This is a genomic window from Flammeovirga sp. SJP92 (assembly GCF_001583495.1).
Classification (GTDB): Bacteria; Bacteroidota; Bacteroidia; order Cytophagales; family Flammeovirgaceae; genus Flammeovirga.
On sequence record NZ_LQAQ01000093.1, the window covers coordinates 24,264 to 48,950 of the forward strand.

15 protein-coding genes are annotated in these 24,687 nt (G+C 36.0%); 13 read left to right on the forward strand and 2 right to left on the reverse strand.

Annotated elements, in window-relative coordinates; all coding sequences use genetic code 11:
* The first annotated feature begins 120 nt into the window (after nucleotides 1-120).
* From AVL50_RS20935 to AVL50_RS20980, 10 genes are all read left to right on the forward strand, one after another.
* The gene (locus AVL50_RS20935) at nucleotides 121-3,015 is read left to right on the forward strand and encodes a two-component regulator propeller domain-containing protein (RefSeq protein WP_172826894.1); all 2,895 of its coding nucleotides are present in this window, start codon (nucleotides 121-123) and stop codon (nucleotides 3,013-3,015) included.
* Nucleotides 3,016-3,278: 263 nt separating this feature from the next.
* Complete coding sequence (locus AVL50_RS20940) at nucleotides 3,279-3,902, forward strand: response regulator transcription factor (protein ID WP_062618437.1); 624 nt, start codon at nucleotides 3,279-3,281, stop codon at nucleotides 3,900-3,902.
* A gap of 514 nt (nucleotides 3,903-4,416) precedes the next feature.
* Nucleotides 4,417-4,935, forward strand: a complete 519-nt coding sequence (locus tag AVL50_RS20945) for a GNAT family N-acetyltransferase (RefSeq protein ID WP_062618438.1) — start codon at nucleotides 4,417-4,419, stop codon at nucleotides 4,933-4,935.
* A gap of 443 nt (nucleotides 4,936-5,378) precedes the next feature.
* On the forward strand, nucleotides 5,379-6,026 hold the full coding sequence (locus AVL50_RS20950; protein WP_062618439.1) for a viroplasmin family protein: 648 nt from the start codon (nucleotides 5,379-5,381) through the stop codon (nucleotides 6,024-6,026).
* Nucleotides 6,027-6,097: 71 nt separating this feature from the next.
* A complete protein-coding gene (gene ppk2 / locus AVL50_RS20955) occupies nucleotides 6,098-6,898 on the forward strand; it encodes a polyphosphate kinase 2 (RefSeq protein WP_062618440.1) in 801 nt (266 codons plus the stop codon).
* 198 nt (nucleotides 6,899-7,096) lie between these two features.
* Nucleotides 7,097-8,152: an efflux RND transporter periplasmic adaptor subunit gene (locus AVL50_RS20960; protein ID WP_062618441.1), complete on the forward strand. Its 1,056-nt coding sequence runs from the start codon at nucleotides 7,097-7,099 to the stop codon at nucleotides 8,150-8,152.
* Nucleotides 8,152-11,187 carry an efflux RND transporter permease subunit gene (locus AVL50_RS20965; protein ID WP_062618442.1) on the forward strand — a complete coding sequence of 1,012 codons (3,036 nt, stop codon included), beginning with the start codon at nucleotides 8,152-8,154 and terminating at the stop codon, nucleotides 11,185-11,187. The genes AVL50_RS20960 and AVL50_RS20965 overlap by 1 nt, the downstream gene beginning before the upstream one ends.
* Nucleotides 11,188-11,200: 13 nt before the next feature.
* Complete coding sequence (locus AVL50_RS20970) at nucleotides 11,201-12,526, forward strand: TolC family protein (protein ID WP_172826895.1); 1,326 nt, start codon at nucleotides 11,201-11,203, stop codon at nucleotides 12,524-12,526.
* Nucleotides 12,527-12,626: 100 nt separating this feature from the next.
* A complete protein-coding gene (locus tag AVL50_RS20975) occupies nucleotides 12,627-13,661 on the forward strand; it encodes a sensor histidine kinase (protein ID WP_082795944.1) in 1,035 nt (344 codons plus the stop codon).
* A 12-nt stretch (nucleotides 13,662-13,673) separates the two neighbouring features.
* Nucleotides 13,674-14,441 (forward strand): LytTR family DNA-binding domain-containing protein, encoded by a 768-nt coding sequence (locus AVL50_RS20980; protein ID WP_062618445.1) that lies wholly within the window; start codon nucleotides 13,674-13,676, stop codon nucleotides 14,439-14,441.
* 70 nt (nucleotides 14,442-14,511) lie between these two features.
* Here the strand turns inward: AVL50_RS20980 and AVL50_RS20985 are convergent, their stop codons facing one another.
* Nucleotides 14,512-15,768 (reverse strand): hypothetical protein, encoded by a 1,257-nt coding sequence (locus tag AVL50_RS20985; RefSeq protein WP_063850826.1) that lies wholly within the window; start codon nucleotides 15,766-15,768, stop codon nucleotides 14,512-14,514.
* Nucleotides 15,769-15,916: 148 nt separating this feature from the next.
* Complete coding sequence (locus tag AVL50_RS20990) at nucleotides 15,917-18,949, reverse strand: PD-(D/E)XK nuclease family protein (RefSeq protein ID WP_062618447.1); 3,033 nt, start codon at nucleotides 18,947-18,949, stop codon at nucleotides 15,917-15,919.
* 997 nt (nucleotides 18,950-19,946) lie between these two features.
* Between AVL50_RS20990 and glgP the strand changes: the two genes are divergently transcribed.
* The 3 genes from glgP (at nucleotide 19,947) to AVL50_RS21015 (ending at nucleotide 24,616) form a co-directional block, all read left to right on the forward strand.
* A complete protein-coding gene (glgP, locus tag AVL50_RS21000) occupies nucleotides 19,947-21,605 on the forward strand; it encodes an alpha-glucan family phosphorylase (RefSeq protein ID WP_062618449.1) in 1,659 nt (552 codons plus the stop codon).
* 815 nt (nucleotides 21,606-22,420) lie between these two features.
* A complete protein-coding gene (locus AVL50_RS21010; protein ID WP_062618451.1) occupies nucleotides 22,421-23,398 on the forward strand; it encodes an Ig-like domain-containing protein in 978 nt (325 codons plus the stop codon).
* 168 nt (nucleotides 23,399-23,566) lie between these two features.
* Nucleotides 23,567-24,616: a family 16 glycosylhydrolase gene (locus AVL50_RS21015; protein WP_062618452.1), complete on the forward strand. Its 1,050-nt coding sequence runs from the start codon at nucleotides 23,567-23,569 to the stop codon at nucleotides 24,614-24,616.
* Nucleotides 24,617-24,687: the final 71 nt, after the last annotated feature.

Consider the following 24,687-nt stretch of genomic DNA (forward strand, 5'->3'; position numbering starts at 1 on the left):
TGCAGACCTATCGCTTCATTGAAAAATATTTTTTTTAACATATTAATGATCCACTTTACACGAGTTTTCATTCTACTCTTTGTTATTTCAATCACTCCGCTTTATGGTCAAAAGATGTTTATGCACCATTGGACTAAGAAAGATGGGCTAGCACATAACTATGCTTTCATGATGAAAGAATACAAAGGAAAGTTATGGATTGGAACAGATGACGGTGTATCTGTTTTTGATGGAAAATCGTTTAAAAGCTATGGCATTAAAGATGGATTGAAATCCCCTTATGTGATAGGATTTACTGAAAATTATTCCGATTCACTGTATTTATTTACCTGGAGAGGCGGAATTCACGTCTATGATGAAACGGCTGATTCTATCAAAACATATCCTTATTTGCGTAAAGGCAAAGCACAAAGACTACATAGAGGATTAAGAATAAAGAATGAAATATATGGCTGGCAATGGAGTGGTGCCTATTATTTTAATGAGGAAAAAAGGACCTCTGCAAGCTTATTCCTATATACATCCGTTGACTCTACATTACAACTAACCACCAAAAAAGAAGGTATCAAAAGTCCTATTAATCTTAACTTCTATAAGAAAAGCGTTCCACTCGGGTTTGCACGCTATCAAAACAAAATGCTTACTTATGGCCTTGTTTCAAAAGGGGTAAGAGTTGTGGAAGGTACGGAGTTAAAAGGGCATTTTTTCCAAGAAGCATTAGGCGATAAAATAGTATCTGGATTTAATAAAACAAGAGATGGGGGGGCATTAGTAGGAACTAGAGGGAAAATCTACAAATTGACTCCTGAAGGAGAGATTAGCCATGAATATATTATTCCTAATAATTACTATGTCAATCAGATGTATCAATTGAAAAATGGAACTATCATCGCATCCGTTCACCCTAATACAACTATCCAGAAAAGTATAGCCATTAATCCAAAAGACAACTCCTATTTTTACCTTGACAGAAAACTCCAAACCAAGTCTACTTCAGCTGCCATTTACGTGGACTCTAAAGATAGAATTTGGCTTTCTACACAAGGTGATGGTTTGTATATGATAGAGAATTTTGATTTCAATTATATCAATATAAAAGACATTGAAAGTCCTCATATTTTGTCAATTAATCAATATGACTCTAACCATATCATTTTCTCATCAACCAGCAAATCCTACCTTATCAATATGGAAAAGGATTCGCTTTCAGTATTTAAAGAATTTCCTTTAAAAAGTATTTATATTTCTGAAAATGACAGCTTTCAGGTATTCTCCACTTATACCAAAAGTTTTACCAATACCAATGATTCTATTCCTATCCGCTGGTCTAGATTTGCGGGTAGAAATGATGCTGGCCTATGGTATATGCAAGAGGATTCCCTCAAAGTTTTCCAGCGCAAAAAGGATAACAATTATGCAATGAAAAAGGTGTTTTGGAGATTTCCTAAAGGTAAGATCAAAATACCCAATATCAGCAAAGCCATCGTCAAGGATAACCGGGTGTGGGTGGCCACTAAAGGAGCCGTGTCTTTGTATGAATATTCTAAAAACTACAAACTCACCCTCATCAAAACGTGGAGCGGTATTTTTAAACAATGGGAATGGATCAATGATATTAATATAGACGACCCTAATGGCTATTTATGGACAGCAACAACAGATGGCTTATATATTCTTGATTATACAGATATTGAAAATGCTACTCTGAAAAAAATCAAATCCTTAGACAATGTAAACTGTTTTACACTTAAGTTTGATCACCTTGGACAATTGTGGGTGGGTTCTATGAATGGTCTGGCTGTGTTCCAAGATGGTATTTTGATTCGTGAATTTGATGAATCTTCGGGTTTACTTTCGGATCAAGTGACCAGTATTTTTGAATCCAGCAACCATCAGATGTGGATTGGTACACACAGAGGAATGATCAATATGCCCAATCATTCTTTAGTAAAAAATATCTCTCCTCCTATTACTCTATGGAAACAAGAAATATATGAAGCCCACAGTAAACAAGGAGCAATACAACTTCCCATAGATGTCAGTGCATTATCTGAAATGGAATCCTTACGATTACAATATAAACTGTCACAGACCAGTGATTGGATTGATTTCCCCTATCAAAATACACTTACTATCAGTAATCAATTTCCTGGAACATACAAACTGTACCTCAGAGGAAAAACTACAGGTTCTGAATGGTCTGTTCCTCAAGAAGCTACCCTCAATGTAGAAGGTTACTTTTGGGAGTATCCTTTGTTCAAAGTGGGTATCATCATCTTAATTTTAACATCTGTAGTCTATTACTCTAACATTCTTATTAAAAAAGAAAAAGGGAAATCGACAGAACTAAAAAAAATCTTAAAGCAAAAAACTGCTGCTCAAGATAAACTGACGCGTGTAAGAAAAGAAATTGCACAGGATTTTCATGATGAAATGGGAAATAAACTTGCTAGTATTACGGTGCTGGCTGACCTTGCTGCAATGAAAATCAAAGGAAAAGATGAGGATACTGAGAAGATTCTTTCAAGAATAGAAACACAATCGAAACAATTATATACTGGAACCAGAGACTTTATTTGGTCGATTGATGCTCAAAATGATGAGCTAGGTGTGATCTATGACTACATCAAAGATTTTGGAGAAGAATTCTTTGATGACTTAGAGATTCGCTATCACACCCACAAAGAATTGGCTGGTTATGATCACCTGTCCCTTCCACAAAGCTGGAGTTTACAACTGGTTTTTATTTTTAAAGAAGCGATGACCAATATCGCAAAATATGCCCATGCAACACATGTTTATTTATCATTGAGCATTAAAAACAGCATGGTAACTTTTAGTATTAAAGACAATGGTGTAGGCATTTCTGATGAACAGATTGTAAAAAACGGAAATGGTCTGAAAAATATGAAAGCAAGAATTAATAAACTGGGTGCTGCAACCTTGAATATTGAATCTAATGCAGGAAAAGGCACTGCTATCATTGTTCAGTTTAAAATTAATTTTGAAGAGTAATTATCAATGTAAATCTCTTCACAACCTTTAATAATTGACGTTAAATTTTGCTAGTATGACTACTAGCACTACCCAAAACTACCCTAACGGGTAGTACAAGCAGTCAGTTATAAGCTTAAATTTGAATAAATGAATCGTTAAGCAGTACAATTCCTAATTAACCCCTAATACTATAGAGTTGGGGAACTCATTCTTATTGTTGAAAACTAAAAAAGAGGTGATTTTACATTGTTTCACCTCTTTTTTTTTCGTAAAATAATGTCATGAGAAAAAAAATCATCATTGTCGAAGATAATAAAGATGTCCAAGAAGCTTTCAAACTTCTAATCGAAACAAAAACAAATGATTACTCTGTTATCAGCACCTATGATAACTGTGAAGACGCACTGTCAAATTTAAAATCTGATAAACCTGATATCGTTTTAATGGATATTGATTTACCAGGAATGAATGGAATTGAAGGGACAAGACAGATACGTCAAACATTGCCAAAAACTGATATTTTGATTATTTCTGTACACGAAAACAGTCAATATGTATTTGATGCATTGTGTGCAGGAGCGACAGGTTATATCACAAAAAACAGCAATCACACACAACTTTTAAAAGCATTAGATGAAGTTTCTGCAGGTGGGGCACCAATGTCTACTCATATTGCAAAATTGGTTGTAAAATCTTTCCGAAGAGAAAGTGAGTCGCCTTTAACAGGCAGAGAAACCGATGTGCTGAATTTATTGGCGGAAGGAAAAAGCTATATGGATATTGCAGATCATATCTCTGTATCAAAAGATACGGTAAAATTCCATATCAAAAATATATACTTGAAGCTTCAAGTTTCAAACAAAATAGAAGCGGTTACAAAAGCCAAAAGCGAAGGTTTCATCTAGTAGGGGCAGACCTATGTGTCTGACCGAATAGGCAAAAAAGGCTTGTCTGATTAAAATCTATAACTAACCAAACACAACCAACAAACCAAAATCATACAATAAAAAAAGGTCTGATGTTCGAAACATCAGACCTTTTTTAGTCGAAGTAATAAGAAATTACTTAGCAGCGAATTCAGCTTTGATAGCTTCTACGTCTACTTTCTTGATCACTGGCTTAGCGCTCAAACGTTGGATTGTAGTAACGCGAGTTTTAGCGATCGTTTTATTTCTTTTACTTTTTCTGATAAGTTTTGTATATCCCATGACTATATTTTATAAAATATCAATTATCAAATTAAGACATATTCCTAGAAATATGAGCGTGCAAATTTAACTGATATATCCCTATTGCTCAAATTCTTTTCAAAAAAAGAAGAAGAAATTTCAATATTATCCGAAAAAAGTAGCTTAACGGCTATAAATTAAGCTATTTCAGACCATTAAATATTTGTTATCTGACCAAATTTAAACTTCTATGCACAAACAAAAACTTCAAAATACCATCATTTCCACCAAAAGACTCTTCTTAAAAAGATTTTCCACTGAAGACGCTCTCCCATTTTACACCATGAATTTAGATAAAGAAGTAATGCAATTTACAGGCGATGCTCCTTTTAAAAGTGTAGAAGAAGCAAAAGCTTTTATAGAAAATTATGATCACTATCAGAAATATGAATATGGGCGGTGGTCTGTTTTTTTAAAAGATAGCGAAGAGTACATTGGTTTCTGCGGATTGAAATTTTCTGAAGAAAAAAATGAAGTTGATATTGGCTTTCGCTTTATAAAAAAACACTGGAATAAAGGATACGCTACTGAATCTGCATTAGGTTGTTTTGAGTATGCACAAGAACATGGCATCAAGAAAATAGTAGCAAGAGCCCATCAAGATAATACCGCTTCAGTAAAAGTGATCCAAAAACTAGGGATGACATTCAGTCATTTTTTTGAAGAGCATAAAGAAAAATGGATTCAATATCAAATTCATTTTGACTAGGGATATTCTGTGGTTAATTTAGTACTTCGTATTATAACTATATTGTAAACTAAGTTTTCGAATATTAATGGTATTTAGGAGTCAGGAGATTTCTGATGACCTGTAGGACACGAATGACGCTTACGCTTAATATTCGTACCAGTAGACTTTTTTAGTTTGATAGTGCTTCCCCCGGCCTTGAAGGGAAAAGCGTTAAGAATTTCATGAATTGAGCCGTTAAAAATGATTTTCTTGTTTGAGCAAAGCGAGTTTAAAATCATTTAGGTGAGAGGAATGAAATTTAGCTTTTGACTTCTAAGCCTTGAATTTTTTGCTTCGTTTTTGTTTCAAGACAAAAATGAAGAAGAAGGTAGCTTGAAAGGAAGCCTTATTAAACTTATAGAAATGCCTATTGAAAGTTGATGAAAATTTAGTTTACAATGTAACAACTGATAAAAGTAAGAATGGGCGGAAGTAAGAAACCAAAGTTTTATGTGGTATGGTCGGGAGGAACTCCTGGTATTTATACATCATGGGCAGATTGTCAAAAACATGTGCAAGGAGTAAAAGGAGCCAAATACAAATCATTTGACTCTAGAAGGGAAGCTGAAATAGCCTTTAAAGGTAAACCGTCTGAATACATTGTAAAGAAAAAAGCAGGAGAAAAACCTAAGCAAGTTTATGATCCTTCCGTGGGATTGCCCATTACAATCAACAGTATTGCCACAGACGCGGCGTGCAGTGGTGCTAGAGGTCCTATGGAATACCGTGGCGTGTGGATTGAAACAGGTCAGGAGTTATTTAAAATGGGCCCTTACGAGGACGGCACCAACAATATTGGTGAGTTTCTGGGAATAGTACACGCTTTGGCTTACTTAAAACAGCACAATTATGATCAGACGATTGTGTACACCGATAGCCGTACGGCCATGAAGTGGGTCCGTGATAAGAAAATCAAGACCACTTTAGACCGAAATCACAAAAATGAAGAACTGTTTGTTTTAGTAGACAGGGCTTTGAAGTGGCTTGAAAGTAATTCCTATATGAATCCAATCCGAAAGTGGGAAACCAAAGCTTGGGGTGAAATCCCTGCCGACTTCGGAAGAAAATAATAGCAGTGCATGTGGTACATCTTTCTACAGATAGCCTACATGCCTTTACCTACAACTAAAAATTACCATTTATGAGCGAAGACAAGTATACCAAAAAAGGAAAACTACAGAAAGACTATTACGAGGAGGAATTAGAAAAACTGCAGACAGAATTTGTAAAAATGCAGGAGTGGGTAAAGAAAGAGGGCTTGAAAGTAGTAGTGATTTTTGAAGGTAGAGATGCTGCCGGAAAAGGCGGTGTGATCAAAAGAATAACTGAAAAACTCAATCCACGTGTGGCTAAAATTGTAGCATTGGGTGTACCTACGGAAAGAGAAAAATCACAATGGTATTTCCAGCGTTATGTACCGCATCTTCCTGCAGGTGGTGAGATTGTCTTATTTGACAGAAGCTGGTACAACAGAGCAGGTGTTGAGCATGTAATGGGTTTCTGTACTGAAGATCAATATCAGGAGTTTTTAAGGACATGTCCGGAGTTTGAAAGAATGCTGATTCGTTCGGGTATCATTCTCATCAAATATTGGTTCTCCGTTTCAGACGATGAGCAGGAAAAACGTTTTTCTGAGCGTATCAATTCTTCTATCAAAAGATGGAAATTCTCTGAGATGGATTTGGAATCAAGAGACAAATGGGTAGAATATTCTAAAGCAAAGGATAATATGTTTGCTTATACAGATACCAAACAATCTCCTTGGTATGTAGTCAAAGCGGATGATAAAAAGAAAGCGAGACTAAACTGCATGAGTCATTTACTATCAAAAATTCCTTATGAGGAAATCAAATACAAGAAGATTGACTTACCTCCTATCAATAAGGAAGGGTATGTAAGACCACCGCTTGATGATCAGACATTTGTGCCGGATAAATACTAATTATTAGATATTCAAAATCCTGTTAGTGATACCATTCAACTGACAGGATTTTTTATTTCCCAAAAACACCCATTTTTTCACTTTCCCATTTCATCATTTCACCTCCCAATATCTTCACTTCACTCACTTCTCTATAAATACAGCCTCTCACCCGCCTACTTTTGGTTTGTCACATTGACTCATCAAAAATTATTAAACATGAAAAAACTACTCGGAATACTTCTTATGGGAAGCTTAATAATAGGATGTACTTCTACTGCTGAAGAGACATCTAAAGAAAAAATAAAATACGTGAAAATAGAGACTGTAGCGGATCAGAACATGAAGTCTGATATCACTTTTAATAGTCAAGTAAAGGAGAAAACTGAAGTGGTGCTGTCTTTTAGAATTGGAGGTCCTGTTCAAAAAATTAGAGTGAAGCAAGGTGATTATGTCAAGAAAGGACAAATTATCGCTCAGGTGGATCAACGTGATTATCTTTTACAATTAGAACAAACGAAAACACAATACGAACAGGCTAAAAAGGAGTTGGCACGTTATCAGAAATTATACGATAGCAATAAACTTCCTGAAAATACTTACGACAAAATGAAATCGGGTGTAACGTTAGCCAAAATTGCTTTCGAAAATGCTCAAAATCAGCTTTACGATACAGATTTAAGAGCCCCAATTTCAGGTTATATTTCTTCAAAGTTTATTAATGATCATACCACTGTTGGACCAGGAGTTCCTGTAGTTGCTATGATTGATGTTTCCACATTGGAAGTCACTACCAAAGTTCCCTCTTCACAACTTCATTTAGTGCAATATATCAAGAAGGCTCAATTGGACATTCAAAGTCTACAATTGGAGCACCTTCCATTAGAATTCAAAACCATTAGCGAAAAAGCAGGAAGAGATGATTTGTATGAATTGACTTTCCTTTTGAAAGATGCTGACCAACGTATCAAATCGGGAATGTTGGGTACAACACACGTTTCTTTTGAAGGAAAAAACACTCAGCTTTCTATTCCATTATCATCTGTTTTTGATGGTCACAAAGAAACTTCCGTTTGGGTACTTCAAAAAGGAAATACACTGAAGAAAAGAACTGTAGTCCTTGGTAAACCCTTAAATGACGGACGTGTGGAAGTACTGTCGGGTTTAACTACCAACGAACAAATTGTCGTAGCAGGTGTGTATGATCTCATCGAGAATCAAGCTGTAGCACCCATTCAACAACCATCGAAATCAAACATAGGAGGGCTTTTATAATGTTAGAAAAATTACTAGATCAAAAAGCACTCATCACTTCATTGTTGATTGCAGTGCTGATAGGTGGCGTATTTTCTTACCTCAATATAGGTAAACTAGAAGACGCTGAAATTCCTTTGAAATCCGCCATTGTGATCACTCCATATCCTGGTGCGACACAACATGAAGTAGAATTGGAAGTGACCGACGTTTTAGAGCGTGGTATCATGAAGTTGGAAAACATCGATAAAGTAACTTCTACTTCGTCTGCAGGTTTATCGGTGATTCAAATTGATATCCAACAAACCGTAGACACAGATGATTTACCACAGCTTTGGGACCACTTGAGAAGGAAGGTCAAGGACGTAGAAATGTATTTACCAAGCGGTGCTTACACTCCTATTGTCAACGATGATTTTGCGGATACTTACGGCATGTTGTATGCCATTACTTCTGATGGATATACACTGCCAGAACTTCAAAAATATACTGAACTTGTTGAAAGAGAGATTTTAAAAGTAGATGGGATCAGAAGAGCTCAAATCTTTGGTACACAAACAGAAGCAATTGAGGTACTGTTTGACCAGGAAAAACTAGCGGGCATGAAGATCAATCCGATCTATATCGCTTTGGAAATGAGAAACCAAAGTGAGATTGCTAATGCTGGAAATCTTGATATAGAGGCACTATCAATGCGTATTAATGTAGAAAATAAGTTTGATGATATCAGTGATGTTGAAAACCTTATTATTCAGATTCCACAAGGAGGTACAGTACGTTTAGGAGATATTGCCACGATCAAAAGAAGCTTCCTTGCTCCAAAACGTGAAGGTTTATATTTCAATGGTCAACAGGCTTTGGCGCTTGGTTTTTCAAATGAATCAGGAATCAATGTTGTTGAATTAGGAGACCGATTGAATGTGCGTATGGCCGAAATTCAAGAGGAACTTCCTGCCGGTATTCAAATCAAAGAAATTTATTCTCAACCGAGTAGAGTAGAATTAGCTGTAAACGACTTCGTATTTAACCTTGTCGTTTCCATTATCATCGTGATTGTGATTCTACTTTTAGCCATGGGTTACCGTTCTGGTTTATTAATTTCAAGTGGCTTATTATTTACCATCTTGGGTACATTGATCGTTATGCTGATGATCGACTTACCATTGCACCGAGTTACTTTGGCCGCTATCATCTTAGCGATGGGTATGTTGGTAGACAACTCTATTGTGGTAGCAGATGGTATTTTGGTAGACCTCAAAAAAGGTGTGGATCCGAAATTAGCATTTGTCAATACGGCCAAGAAAACAGCCATGCCTTTATTGGGTGCGACTATGATTGCTATTCTTGCTTTCTTCCCATTAGCTATGGCGCCTCACTCCGCAGGGGAATTCTTAAGCTCACTGTTTACCGTATTAGTGATTTCATTATTACTCAGCTGGATTTTTGCCATGATTCAAACGCCTTTTATGGCTAAATATTTCTACAGAAAAGAAGGAAATAAAAGACAGGAAGACCAACCGACTCCTTATGATAACTCCATCTATAGATTGTTCAAATCTTCGTTGATGTTTTCATTAAAATATAAAAACTCATTTTTGATTGGTAGCACGGTTCTTTTGGTAGGATCGCTGTACGCAATGCAATTTATGAGAGTCGATTTCATGCCTAAGATTCCTTATGATCAATTCGTCATCGAGTACAAACTACCTGAAGGAAGTAATCTTGAGGCCGTAGAAAAAGAGATGAGAGAAATTGAGGGAGAAATCGAGCAGTTTGATAACATCAAAAACATCACACTTTCATTAGGAAGACCTCCTGCCCGATTCACTTTGATGCGACCAATGTCAAATGGAGGCATGAACTACGGTGAATTTATTATTGAAACGACCACTGTTGAGAGTGTCGCTGAAGTAATTCCAAAAGTGCAACAGTTCTTGGATGAAAATTATCCACATGCCAATTATAGATTATTGGAGTACGGAGCCGCTTTTGAAAGTTCTGAATTAGCCGTGGAGTTTAGAGGTCCAGACCCTGCCGTTTTAAGAGAGTTAAGCAACCAAGCCAAATTGATTTTATTGAATAGTCCAATGTCCAAAAATGTCACGGATGATTGGGGCAATAAATCCAAAAGAATCACACCTCAATACTCATTAGAACATGCACAACGCTTAGGAATTACAAGATTGGACATGGGACGCTCTTTACAAATTCAATCCAGCGGAATGCCAATCGGAGCCCTTTATGATGGTAAAAACCAAATTCCAATTGTACTGAAAAGTAAAACCGCATTGGATCAGAATATTGAAAACATTGGCAATGTACCTGTATGGGGTGAGCGTTCTCAATTCAGTGTTCCATTGGCACATATCACTGATTCTATAAAGGTAGACTTAGAAGATTTTGCAGTCAAAAGGATTGACGGAACAAGATGTATCAGTGTAGAAAGTGATGTGAAAGCAGGTTTTACAGGTGTAGAACTTCTCAATGATATCAAAGAAGACATCGAAGCAATTCATTTACCTAACGGGTATTCGATCACATACGGAGGTATGGTAGGTGTTCAAGACGATGCCAACAAAGCCTTGTTCAAATACTTCCCATTAGCCATTGGTTTGATTGTGATTATCACCATTGCTTTGTTCAATAACCTGAAGCAATCACTGATTGTATTTATGATGATTCCTTTCGCCTTTGTGGGGGTGAGTATCGGTTTCAATATTACAGGTATGTTCTTCAACTTCATGGCCATTATTGGAGCATTAGGTTTGATTGGTATGATTATCAAAAATGCCATTGTATTACTAGATGAAATCAACCTTGGACTCGATGAAGGAAAAAGCAGATTGGAGGCGACTATTGATGCCGCTATGTCAAGAATGCGTCCTGTAATGATGGCTTCTATGACCACTATTCTAGGGATGATACCATTACTTTCAGATCCTATGTTCGGTGCATTAGCACTGACCATTATGGCAGGTCTTTTAGGAGGTACATTGATCACATTGATGGTGATTCCGGTGTTATATGCCTCTATGTATCGTATTGAAGTTAAATAAGAAAATTATGAAAATGAATAAATTGGTTTTGATGGTAATGGGGTGGTTAATGATCACTCCTAACCTTCAAGCACAAGAAGTCCTTTCCTTAGAAAGTTGTAGAGAAATGGCTTTATCACACAACCGTGATTTGAAAACAGCCGCTCTACAAATCCAAGAAGCGGAGTCTAATTATAAATTAGCCAAGAAAGCTTACCTGCCGAGTATTGAAGGGTCAGCTACAGGTATTATGATGCCGACTTTAAACCTTGATCTTTTCCCAGGAATGGCTATTCCTGAAGGACCTGCTATCCCTCCTATTGGTGTGGAAAGTCCTGGTATTTTAACTGCAGGTGTTTTTGCTGTTCAACCTATTTATACTGGTGGAAAAATAAAAGCTGTCAACGAGCAAGCGAAATTAGGTAAAGCGATGAGTCAGGAAAATTACAACTTGACTTATGCAGAATTAATTGAAAAAACAGACGAAGCGTATTGGAATGTAATTGCCGCTAAAGAAGGGGTAAAACTGACCAAAACGTATGTTGAGATGTTAGATAGTTTGGAATCTCAAATGGAATTGATGTACAATGAAGGTCTACTTCCATTGAGTGAAAAACTGAAGGTGAGTGTACAGAAAAACCAAGCGGTATTAGAACAAGTCAAAGCCGAAAACCAAGTCACATTAGCTATTCTTTTCCTGAGTCAGATTATTGGAATTGAAGATGAGACGAAATACGAGTTTATAGATGAATTGGCCTTTCAATCTTCTACCATCAATATTCAAGAAGGCGTCAATATTGGATTGGCACAACGTTCTGAAATTAAACTATTAGATAACCATATCAGAATAAATGAGCTGGAGCAAAAAGTAACACAGGCCGATTACCTTCCTCAAGTAGGTGTGATGGCCGGTGGTATGTATATCTATGGTAATAATGGACTGGACAATATTGACCCAATTGCAGTTGTAGGTGGTACGGTGAGAATTCCAATTTTCCATTTCAATGAAAGCCAAGAGAAAAAGACAGTAGCCAGACTTCAAACTCAAAAAGCCATTCATGAGCGTGATAATGCATCAGAAATGATCTCTATTGAAATCAAACAGATCGGTTATCAATTAGAGGAAAATAGAAGATCCATTGCGATAGCTCAAGATAATATTACACAAGCACAAGAAAGCTTGGAAGAAACAAAAATCAGTTTTTCATCAGGTTTAAATACAACAACAGAGGTATTACAGTCACAGTCAGAACTATTGAGAATGCAGTTTGAATTAATCTTGGCCTTAAAAAATCATGAGGTATTAAAAACAAAGTGGCTAAGAGCAACAGGACAGATTCATAACCCGCCGATTAGATAGTAATCGTTATTTCCAACAATGAAAAGCATGTAATGTTCGTTACATGTTCGCACTCTACCGAAAGTTTTTTACATTTGGTAGAGTGCATTTCTAAAAAAGTATGATTCACAACGAAGACACCATATATGCCCCAAAATACATCATCAAAAGAATACTGCTTACTATTCTTCTGGGGTTTCTATCCAATTATTTATTACTGCAATTGATGGGCGGACCACCTGAAGGAATGAGTATTACGGTTCCTTTTACGGCTGGAACTCTATTCTATGTCATATTAGTAGAATCTATTATTTGGATTGATAAAAAGCTAGAACAAAAAATCCCTATTTCTCCCAAAAATTTCAAAAAGAGAATATTAAGTCAATTGGGTTATTCATCCATCGTTGCTGTGATTATTATGGCCGGTTTGATGTATCTTATTCAATTTCCCAATTATGAAAGGGATACCATCATCGCCACCGTACTTTTTCTTTTGATCTCAATTATTGTCTTTATCTCTATCAGTTTTTTATTCCTGCTTTTCAGAATCATCAAAAAAGGGCTGGAAATGGTATTGGAAGTAGAAAACTTGAAAGTGGAGAAATTAGAAATGAGTTATAAAGCCCTCCAAGATCAATTGAATCCTCACTTTTTCTTCAATAACTTAAGTATTTTGAAATCGCTTATTGTTTTAAAGAAAGAACAGGAAGCCAAAGACTTTATTCAGAATTTCTCAAGTATCAGCCGTTACGCTTTACAACATTCTGATTGGGTGACGATCTTGGTGAAAGAAGAAATTGAATTTGTAAAACAATATACTTCTCTACATCAAGAAAGAGCCAAGAATAGTATTTTTCTAGACATCAATATCTCTGAAAAATGCATGAGCAAGGAAATTCCTCCCATGACTTTTCAATTACTGATTGAGAATGCCATCAAACATAATATTGCTGATGAACATTCGCCTTTGAATATTGAAATTTTTGAAGAAGAGGAATATATTGTGATTCAAAATTCATTGAATGAAAAAGCTTCAGCTTACTCTACCAAAAAAGGGTTGGAAAACCTTAAAAAGAGATTTGCCATATTGATTGACCAACCTTTGATTATTGAGAAAACAACCACACATTTTAAAGTGAAATTACCCTTATTATAAAACCATAAATAGATGAACTACTTAATTATTGAAGATGAGATGTACAATGCCGAAATGTTGGAACTGATGGTTCAAACACTTCGACCGGAATGGAATTTAATGGATAAAATAGACAAAGTGAGTACAGCGGTGGAGTGGTTTTCATCACCCAAAGCGGAAAACTGTGATGTCATTTTTATGGATATCCAATTAAAGGATGGTATTTCGTTCTCAATCTTTGATCAAGTTCATATCCCTCAACCCATCATTTTCACCACGGCTTTTAATCAGTATGCAATACAAGCTTTTGAAGTAAACAGCGTGGATTATCTTTTAAAACCTGTAGACGAAAATAAACTGAGCAAATCCATTGAAAAATTGGAGGCAAGCAAGACACCCAACAAGTCGGAACAGATCGATTACCAATTGATTCTTTCCGCTATTCAAGGGGAGAAAAAAGAATACAGAAAGCGTTTTTTGATTCATGGAGTTCAAGCTTTTTTCAAATTGGATGTCAGTGAAATCGCCTACTTAAAAAGTGAAGCCAATATTACCACTGCTGTACTTTTCAGCGGTAAAGAACATATTCTGAATCACACCTTAGAAAGCTTAGAATCACAACTAGATCCTAAAGATTTTTTCCGTGTTAACAGAAGCTGTATTGTCAATATTCAAAGCATCAAAAGTTTTGAAAATCACTTCGGTGGTAAACTAGCCGTTTTCTTGACTACAAGTGAACAACCAGAAATTATGATCAGCAGGTTGAAAGCAAATTCGTTTAAAATGTGGATTGATCAGTAGGATATTGTTAGAAGTTTGAACTTCACGAACTATAAAAAAAATAGCCTTCTCATAATGGATTATGACAAGGCTATTTTTTTTTTCTTGCGGCTTTTCTTCTCTTCTTATTATCTTTTCTAAACTTCTTAGCTTCTTCTTGGAGCTTCTTCCTACCTGCTGCATAGGTCAAGATTTTAGAATAATAAAGGTCTGCTTTTTCCCAATCTTCCTTTCGCTTGGCATAGCGAGCCAATGCAGCCAAAGAATAATGATAATAACCTGAACCGTAATCACCAATATCTTCTACAAACTTCACAGCTCTCAGATAGTAATAATTGGCCTTTTCAGGATCGTTGAGATAATCTCTGTAATAAGCTCCGAGATAAAAAGCTGCGTATCGGCCACTCATCTCCTCATAACCAAACATACCCTTATCTACTCTCTCCAATAATAATTTACTCACGGTATGCAACTGAGGGTAACGACCACTATAATATAGTAAACGGGCGTAATACCTTTGGAAATAAGGATTGTTAGGGTATTTTTTATATAAATATTCAGAAACCTGTAAAGCTCGAATCATCTTTCCTCCATTAGAAGAGTGCACTTTCATTAAATAGTACATGGCTTCAATTCGGGTATAGAAAGCTTCTTTTCCACACGTTTCTAGTTGTTCAATGCCTAGTTCTTTATCGCCTCCATCAAACATCCACAATACCGTACGGAGCATTTTATAATTCTCCTTGATCCACTCAACATAATAATTGTACAGACCATCACCGTAAAGTAATTCTGGTGTCAATTCCGTTTTTGGCATCCCTTTAAGGCGATCAAAGTAGTTCAATGCTTTTCGAACAGCAAAAGTAGCTTTCGCCCAATTGTGTCGCTCTCCATTCAAACGACCTTCAAAAGCCCATGTCCCTGCAAGTATAAAAAGTGCTTCTTGATTGTCTTTGTCTTTCTTATAAATCCGGTCAGCGAAATAGATAGCAGAATCCATGTACACAAAGAAATCTTTGTCAAAAGAGGTGTTCTCAATATTGGGAACAATTTTCCACCACTGTGATAAACCTAGAAGAAAATAAGGAAGTGGGTGTTCTGGGTAGTGACTTTTAAGCCAATTGAATTGCCCTTCGGCTACCTTGAAATCAAAATTATACATAGCATCTATGCCCGACGTAATCTCTAACTGAACCGTAAGATTAGTCATTAGCATATCTACTTCATCCAAGGACGGCAAGGAAGTTTGTGACCTAGCCTCTGTTGCTAAAAAGGAAGAAGTAATCAATGCAACAAAGAGCGTTAAGTATCTTTGTAACGTATGTATAGTATCAGGTATTATTAGCATATAAATAGATCGTCCTCAATAAGCACTCAGCCCAAATAACTTTAAACTAATTTTGAGTTCGTACTTAGAACATCCCAAGTTATAATCAAGAAACAAATTACTTCTCAGATCCACTCCTTTATTTTAATTATTTAAGTTTTTTTATAATTCAAATTACATCTTCTAATAGTTTTTCAGTGTCAAGCATCATTTTCACTATTTCTTCTATCAGTTTTTCTGTTTTATCTAAAAAGTCCAAATCTTGAATATCACCTATTGGCTGATCCACTTTGCAGGTTTTTAAGCCCTCATTTATTTTTCTAAAGAAATAGAATCCTGAAGCTACTCCTTTGCTTAAATCTATATCTGTGAGCCCTTCATTTTGCATCACATTACTTGCCTTTCTCAATTTAGACTGAAACCTTCCATTCATTTTGTCTAGGCCTGCTTTGGTTAAAAGATAACTGTAGACTACCAATTGTAAGAATTTTCCTTTGTGCTCGTCTTCCAATAATTCAGTCCAGTTTTTCACACCCAAATCTACAGGATTAAAACCACCCGATTTATAATCCACCACTCTAAGCTGTCCGTCTATCACATCAATTCTATCTGCCATACCGGAGAGTTTGACTACTATTTTTTCTCCTTCCACCTCTACTTCAAAAGTATGATCCACAAATTTCTCCAACCCTACAATAGTAATCGCTTTATCATTGGACTGTTCAATTTCTTCAATCTGTTTTTTGAAAAATCTTTCCAGAAGATTTTGAGCTACTGCTTTTAGAAGTAGGTTTTGTCCTCTGCTTAGATCAGCCCCTTCTTCTTTAGCGGTATCTTGAATTAATTTCAAAATGAAAGTTTTGTCAGCAATCGCATTTTCGAAGTGTTCTTTTCTCAATACAAAAGGTGTATCAACAGCAGCATCTTTTAGTCCTGCCATCCTTCTCAAACCCCATTCACAAGCCAAGTGAATCAAGTTACCAAAGGTTCTATTGTCCAAGTCTTCTTCTACCTCTTCCTCTTCTTTGAGCTTTAGTACTTTTTCATCTATAAAGGTCAATGGATTTCTGATAAATGAATTCAATGCAGACGGACTCACACCACTGGCTAGCCTTTCCTTGATTCGTATTTGAAGCACCTCTTCTTTTTCAATCGCAACAGGCAAAGCCATGGCTTTATCGGCTTTTGATAACAGCCATACATCAGACTTCAGCGTAATTTGATTAGAAGGCACTTCAGCTAGCTCTTCTTTCACCTGCAAAACCAATCGGCTCATTTCTCCAATATCACCTCCGACATTACTGTCCAAATAAGCAAAAACAAGGTTATCAGCCCTGTGGAATAATCTGTAAAAAGTATAAGCAAAGGCTGCCTCATTGTCCATATATGTTGGCATTCCATACTGTACTCTAGTATCAAATGGGATAATAGCTTCTACCGCTTTTTTGATTGGTAAGTTTCCTTCATTGCAAGAAAGAATCAATATATTTTTAAAATCCAATGCTCTACTTTCCAGCATACCCATAATCTGTAAGGGTGCAATTGGCACACCTGTAAATGGCACATTGGAAGAACGTAATAATTCCAAGAGCAATGACTTGAATACCGAAATAGATAATTGGCCGTTGTCTTGGGCAAATTGAGGCAAAGTATCTTGTAGACGACGGATGACTTTATAAAATTGTACTAGCAATTCACCTTCAAAAGAGTCTTCCAATGTTTCAGAAGAAGAAATTCCTAATGTATCAGGATTGGCTTTTAGAATATCTGCCAATACTTTTACCAATTCAATAAAAGAACCTAATGCATTGCGATAGTCATTTCTCCAATCCTGGAACACTGCTTTATAGATAGGATGTTTATCTCCCCAATCGTTGAGCATTTCTAAAGGCACCCAAACCATTTTCTGCTTTACAATTTCATCTAAAATAGAAGTAGAAATTTCTTCAAACTCTTTCAATGAGCTAGTGTACTGAAAATAAGGGTGTCGTAATATATTTTGTACATCTTTGAAATACGCACTTTTTTTACTATCAGCAGAAAGTCTCATTCTTTCCTGTAGTTGAAAAATGGTTCTCAACAAATCAAATAAAGGCGTTTTGAAGAATGGCATACCCATTGTAATATTGGTCATTTGTGCCAAAGTCTTCTCTTCTCCAAAATCTATATCAGGAAGCGATCTTAAAAGTGCAGGAAGCAACGCTTCATCAGGAAGAAGAATTGCCGTGTGATTCAGTGTTTTTTTAAAATCAGCTCTTTTCTCTGGTGTATCTAATAAACTTTTCAGCCATTCTCCTGCATATTTGGCCTGCCCTACCACATTACTGATGGCTTTGATTTCCACTTGTTTCGGGTGTGTACTCCACCAGTCTTTTTGAAAATCAATATGCTGTTTGGCAAAACCTTCCGTATATCTTCTTAGATAATGCCCTGCTTCATGGTATTTGCTGAAATATTGTTTGTCGGCATCAAAGAAAGTCTGAGCTTTTCCAATGTCGGTGAGTTTTTGTACAATAGCCTGTTCTACGCCTGACATTTGTGAAAAACCTGCAAAAATTACTTTTTTAATCCCCAAATATTCAATCCTAGTCTCAAGGTTATTGTAAGCTTCTCTAAAAGCCAAACCACCATACGCAAAACCTTCTTTCTTCAGCTCCTCCTTAAATTCAAAATAAGTAGAAGACAGGTTCTCCCAGAATTCTAAGAAATCTGCCATGGTCTCTTTCTTGGCAAATAACTCATCGCGTACCTGCTTAATCAATTCCTCTTCCTCACCCAAAGATTCAGCCCAGTGCTCAATGGCTTTTGCCTCTCTCAGGTGTTCAAACATTTTTTCTGCCTGTTCTTCAGAGAGGTTGTTGTCAATCATATTAAATTCTCTCAATAATGATTTTCCTAAAGCGCCAAACTTTTCTATGGTAATGGTTTTGTCTTTTTTTCTGTAAAGAGAAAATAGCTTAAATAATAATGTCACACTGTCTGCTTTCACCAAATTCGACAGTCTTTCTGCAAAACCTTCCATTGACAAAACCGCCGGAGCAATTGTGGTAGTAGGTATCACCTCTCCAAAATATTGCTTGAAGTACATCCCCGCCCTTCTCGACGGAAGTACCACAATAATTTTGGTCAACTGTTGCTGATGTTCGTTGTAAATACGCTGTGCAACTGATTTTAGAAATGGAAGGTGATAATCTTGTGACATTTGTAAGTTTTTTAAAGTAATGCGACGAAATTACAAACAGATCAGAGATCATAAAAGAAGAATAATAATTTCTATATTTTTTTTATTACAGCAACTATTTAATATTTCACACGTTCTTTAGTATATTAAGCTTGTCATGCTGATCAAGTATTAAAACAACGACCAATTATTATTTCATTCATAACTCTATTATTTCTTTTGCTATGAACATTCTCAAAGTAACTTTCGGATTCCTTCTTTTATGTTTAATTTTCGTTTTCACTCCATTTTTCAAAATGATTACATGGGTGGGGATTCAGTTCATTTCTTTCATCACATGGTTTGGAATGGGGACGCTTGCACTGATGATCGGAGCCTATTTTCAATTGAGAAAATTGTTTAGAAAAAACGAGAAAAACACATTTCAGAAACCTTCCACTCCACACTATTCAATCACTCAGTAGAAAAGTTAAAAAATCATCTATTTCTTACACTATTGATAGAAAAGCCTTAGATTGATGTTTAACTAATTCAAAAAACTGTCTTATTTAAATAAGGGTCAAAATACACTTATTAGAGCACTTCACGCCCAATTCATAAAAGGTTAATACCTTCTCTCTTTTTTTTACTCAAAAATCAACAAAATACAGACAAGGCTTAATGGCTTACACTCAACAAAATGACAGTTTTACAACTTGGTATATGTCAATATTTAAAAAGTAACATAAAGTTTATATAAATATTAATTTATTTACCCTACCCACCTGAAAAAATGTTAGATAATATTTAGTAAAAAGAGAATTTTTTGAATTAAAAATGTGAATAAAGTTATATTTTTAGTTTGATAATTAACATTCTAACGGTTTCGCAACCGGTTACATAAAATCTTTCTGAATTTGATGACCTACATCATACTAATCCATAAATAATTTACAAAAATTGCACATGCATTAAGAAACGTCAGAAAGACGTCACTTAATCATTGTTAATAATAATACAATTAAATTTTAATATTAATATGTCACGTTTCGAGCAAGATTTTAAGCACCCTTATGCTTACGACCCAAAATATAAAAAACGTGTAGCCTACTTCTGTATGGAGTTCGCTATTGACCAACCATTCAAGATTTATTCTGGTGGTCTTGGTTTCTTAGCGGGTTCGCATATGCGTTCTGCTTATGAGTTAAACCAAAACTTTATCGGTATTGGTATTCTTTGGAAATACGGTTATTATGACCAAGTACGTAAGGGTAACCAAGAAATGGATGCCTTATTCCAAGAGAAGATCAATAACTTCTTAGAAGACACAAACATTAAATTTACAATTCAGGTAAATGGTCACCCAGTTTGGGTAACTGCGAAGTACTTACGTCCAGGTGTATTCAACACTGTACCGATGTTCTTCTTAACAACTGACCTTCCTGAAAACGACTACTTGTCGCAGTCTATCTCTCACCGTCTTTATGACGCTGATGCTTCTGCAAAAGTAGCTCAATATATGCTTTTAGGTTTAGGTGGAGCTAAACTTCTTGACGAGTTGGAATACAACGCGGAAGTTTACCACTTCAACGAAGCACACGCATTACCGGCTGCGTTCCACTTAGCGAACAAGTTTGACGGTGATATGGAGAAAGTGAAAGAATTATTAGTATTCACTACTCACACTCCAGAAGAAGCTGGTAACGAGAAACACGATATCCACTTCTTAAATAAATTAGGATACTTCAATGGTATTCCATTAGACCAAGTGCGTAAGATCACTGGTATCCATGACGATACTTTCGATCACTCACTTGCTTGTCTACGTTTATCAAGAGTAGCTAACGGTGTATCGAAATTACACGGTGAAGTATCTAACGATATGTGGAACAAATATGGTGACATCTGCCGTATTACTTCTATCACAAACGCTCAAAACCGTACTTACTGGGCTGATGAGCAGTTATACAACGCTCTTCACAAAGAAGAAGATGAGCAGTTAATCAAACGTAAGCGTTACTTAAAATCGAAATTATTCGAAACAGTAGCGGATCAAACAGGTAAATTAATGGACCCTAAGGTTCTTACTATCGTTTGGGCTCGTCGTTTTGCTGCTTATAAGCGTGCGGACTTAATCACAAGAAACAAAGAGCGTTTCGACCGTATCATGAACAACCCTGACAGACCAATCCAAATCATCTGGGCAGGTAAGCCTTATCCAATGGATTACGGTGCGGTTTCTACGTTCAACCAATTAGTTCACTTATCGAAGTCTTACAGTAACATGGCTGTATTAGTAGGTTATGAATTAAAACTTTCTCGTAAGTTGAAGCAAGGTTCTGACGTATGGTTAAACAACCCTCGTGTACCTCGTGAGGCATCTGGTACTTCAGGTATGACTTCAGCGATGAACGGTGGTATCAACCTTTCTACTGATGACGGTTGGATCCCTGAATTCGCTAACGGTGAGAACTCTTTCGTTCTTCCATTGGCAGACTTGAATGCTCCTATCCACGAGCAAGACGAGCAAGATTTGAACAGCTTATTAGACATCTTAGAGAATGAAATCATTCCTATGTACTATGATGAGCCTGAAACTTGGACTGAGCGTGTGAAAAACTCTATGCGTGACGTTCTTCCTTACTTCGACGCTAACCGTATGGCGTTACAGTACTACGAAAAATTATACAATGAGTAAGAATTAATAGTCTTCTGAAAAGAAGAAATATTATTTCAAACAATTTGTTATTAATATTAAGCGAGTTTACTTCGGTAAGCTCGCTTTTTTTATTTTTGCGTTGTATACCAAATTAAAAAAGTAGTTTGATTATTATTTTCAACAATATTGTCCCATTCAAAGGTTTTACAGCATTAGCTTGTTATCCTTTTCTTTTTGTTCGTCACGAATTTAAAAGTTATCAACATACCAACTGTTGGTATCGCATGATTCAACACGAGAAAATTCATTTCAAACAACAAATCGAAATGTTATTCCTCTTTTTCTATTTCTGGTATATTACTGAGTTTTTAATTCGGTTAGTTATTCACAAAAATGTTGATAAAGCGTATAGAAATATCTCTTTTGAAAGAGAAGCTTATCATCATGAGCAAGATGACAACTACTTATTCACACGAAAAAAATTCCGCTGGATTCATTTTATAAAAGGATAAAATTATCATCCTAAAGAAATAAAGTGTTAAACAAACACCTTTTTATTTAAATGATTTTCGCAAAACAACAACACTCAAATAACTAATTATCAAAACTTTACAATCACATGTTGTAGTAATTTCGACAATAACGAAAAAAGGCTGTAATGATCAAGTTGACATTCATAATTTCAATACACAATTATTAACAACTAACATTGCAACAAGCAATCGCTAATCATCGCGACAAATAAAAGTCAACGTATGAAATGAATTTCAAATAAAATCTCAATCTATTTGAAACCTTAAGATTAGCGAAACACAACAAAAACAATTTTTAGTATTACTTATTAATTTTTCGTTATGTCTATTAAGTTAAAAACTCTTTTTATTGGAGGTTTCTATCTTCTTACTTCATTTTTAATTGGATGTTCAGAAAATACTGTAGAAGAAATCATTGATGATGTTATATCTGCTACTGGAATTGTATTAGATAAAACTAGCGTGGAACTAGAAGAAGGTCAAACCGCAGAACTCACGGCAAGCATCCAACCAGCTGATGTGACTGGAGAAATCACTTGGAGCTCTTCAAATACTGCTATAGCTACTGTAGAAAATGGAACCGTAACTGCTGTTTCTGAAGGTACTGCAACTGTTGTCGCTTCTCATGGTGTTTTTACCGCTTCATGTAATGTAACAGTAACTGCTCCAGAAGTAAATGAGCCAGATCCAAGTCTACCAGCTACACTTAAAGGTAGCGAGTACTTCGTTATTCAATTGGATCAAACATCATTTGAATCCATAGAAGATAGAGTTTCGGCTGATTTACGCCCTGATGACGACACTAAATTCTTATATATCTGGGATGGCACGTTCAATAATGGAACTCCTCAAGGTAACAACTTTTACAACCAAGAAGAAGGATGGGTAAGCTTAGTTGTAGGAAACGTAGGTTGGTCAGGTGCTGGTTTCTTTGCCAACTCGCTTTATGGAGAAATTGACATGACAGCCATTGATGCCAATCCTGAGAATTACGTATTCCATGCGGCATTCAAAAGTACTCAAGAAAACAGCTCTTACACGTTAATGTTTGCTGATGGGACTTCAGAAATTAAAGTAGTTGTTGGACCTACAGCACAAGAAGGTATTGCTCCTTATACTGACTTCACTAGAGATGGAGAATGGCAATCAGTTGAAATTCCAATGACGCATTTAAAAGACAGTGGATTAGATTTAAGCAGTCCTATTTCTAATGTAAATGTTTTAGCTGTTTTAGCAGGTGGTGCTACAGGTACTACATTTGACATGGATGCTGCTTTCTTTTATAAAAAAGGCGAATAGTCAATTCATTTTCATTTAATTATACTACTTATTACTCAAAGGCATCAGTACTATTGATGCTTTTGGGTAGAACTACCAAGGTCATTGACAACCTATTTTATAAAACACATTATCAACGGTTGATTATCATTTTGTCCAAATGGACAGTCAACAAAAAGCATTAAAATAATGAAACATTTGGGAATACTCCTTTTGAGTTTATTTAGTCTTGGCAGTTGTAATTCAGATGACATTACCCAAGAAGAAGGCATCAGTTTACAGCTAGATCAAACCACACTTGAAATAAAAGTGGGTGAAGTGGCTACCTTAAAAGTAGCAGAAGCACCAATATCGGATGCTACATTAGAATGGTCATCGAGCAATGAAGATGTGGCTACTGTATTTCACGGAGTAGTTACGGCAGTGGGTAGTGGAGATGCTATAATTATGGCTACTTTAGGCGATCAACAAACTACTGCTTCTGTTAAAGTAAATCCACTGGAATATGAGTTAGTTTGGTCAGACGAGTTTGATGGCACATCATTGAATATGGACAATTGGACTTATGAAGTGAATGGTTCTGGAGGCGGAAATGGCGAACTGCAATATTACACAGATAGAGAGGAAAACCTTCGTGTAGAGAACGGTCACTTGATCATTGAAGCTAGAAAAGAAGATTATTTAGGCAAAGAGTATACATCTGCTCGTATTGTATCAAAAGACAAAAAAGATTTCAGATACGGTAAGATTGAAGCAAGACTAAAAGTTCCTGACGGCAGAGGTACATGGCCTGCACTTTGGATGCTGGGTTATGGTTCATGGCCTCGTGCTGGAGAAATAGATATTATGGAATATGTTGGATACGATCCGAACACTTTCCACTGTGCTCTTCATACTAAAAACAAAAACGGTATGAATGGTCAAAATGCAAAAGGTGGTAAAACATATGACACCAATGTTTCTGATGATTTTCATGTGATCACTATGGAATGGGTAGAAGACGAAGTCAATGGTTTTGACCGCATCCATGTTTCTGTAGATGGAGAATTAATTAAGACTTTCGCTGAAACCGCTCAATTGAGAGACAGTGGCGACTGGCCCTTCCATGAACCTTTCTTCTTGATTGTAAACCTAGCAATCGGTGGTTCTTGGGGAGGTGTGAAAGGTATTGACAACAGTATTTTTGATGAAAAAGTAATGTTTGAGATCGATTACATCAGAGCATATCAATTACAATAAAAAGAAAAGATAGTTTTCATTTTCATATAAATCATGTTACAAACGAATAGAGTTAGATAATTCGACTAAGT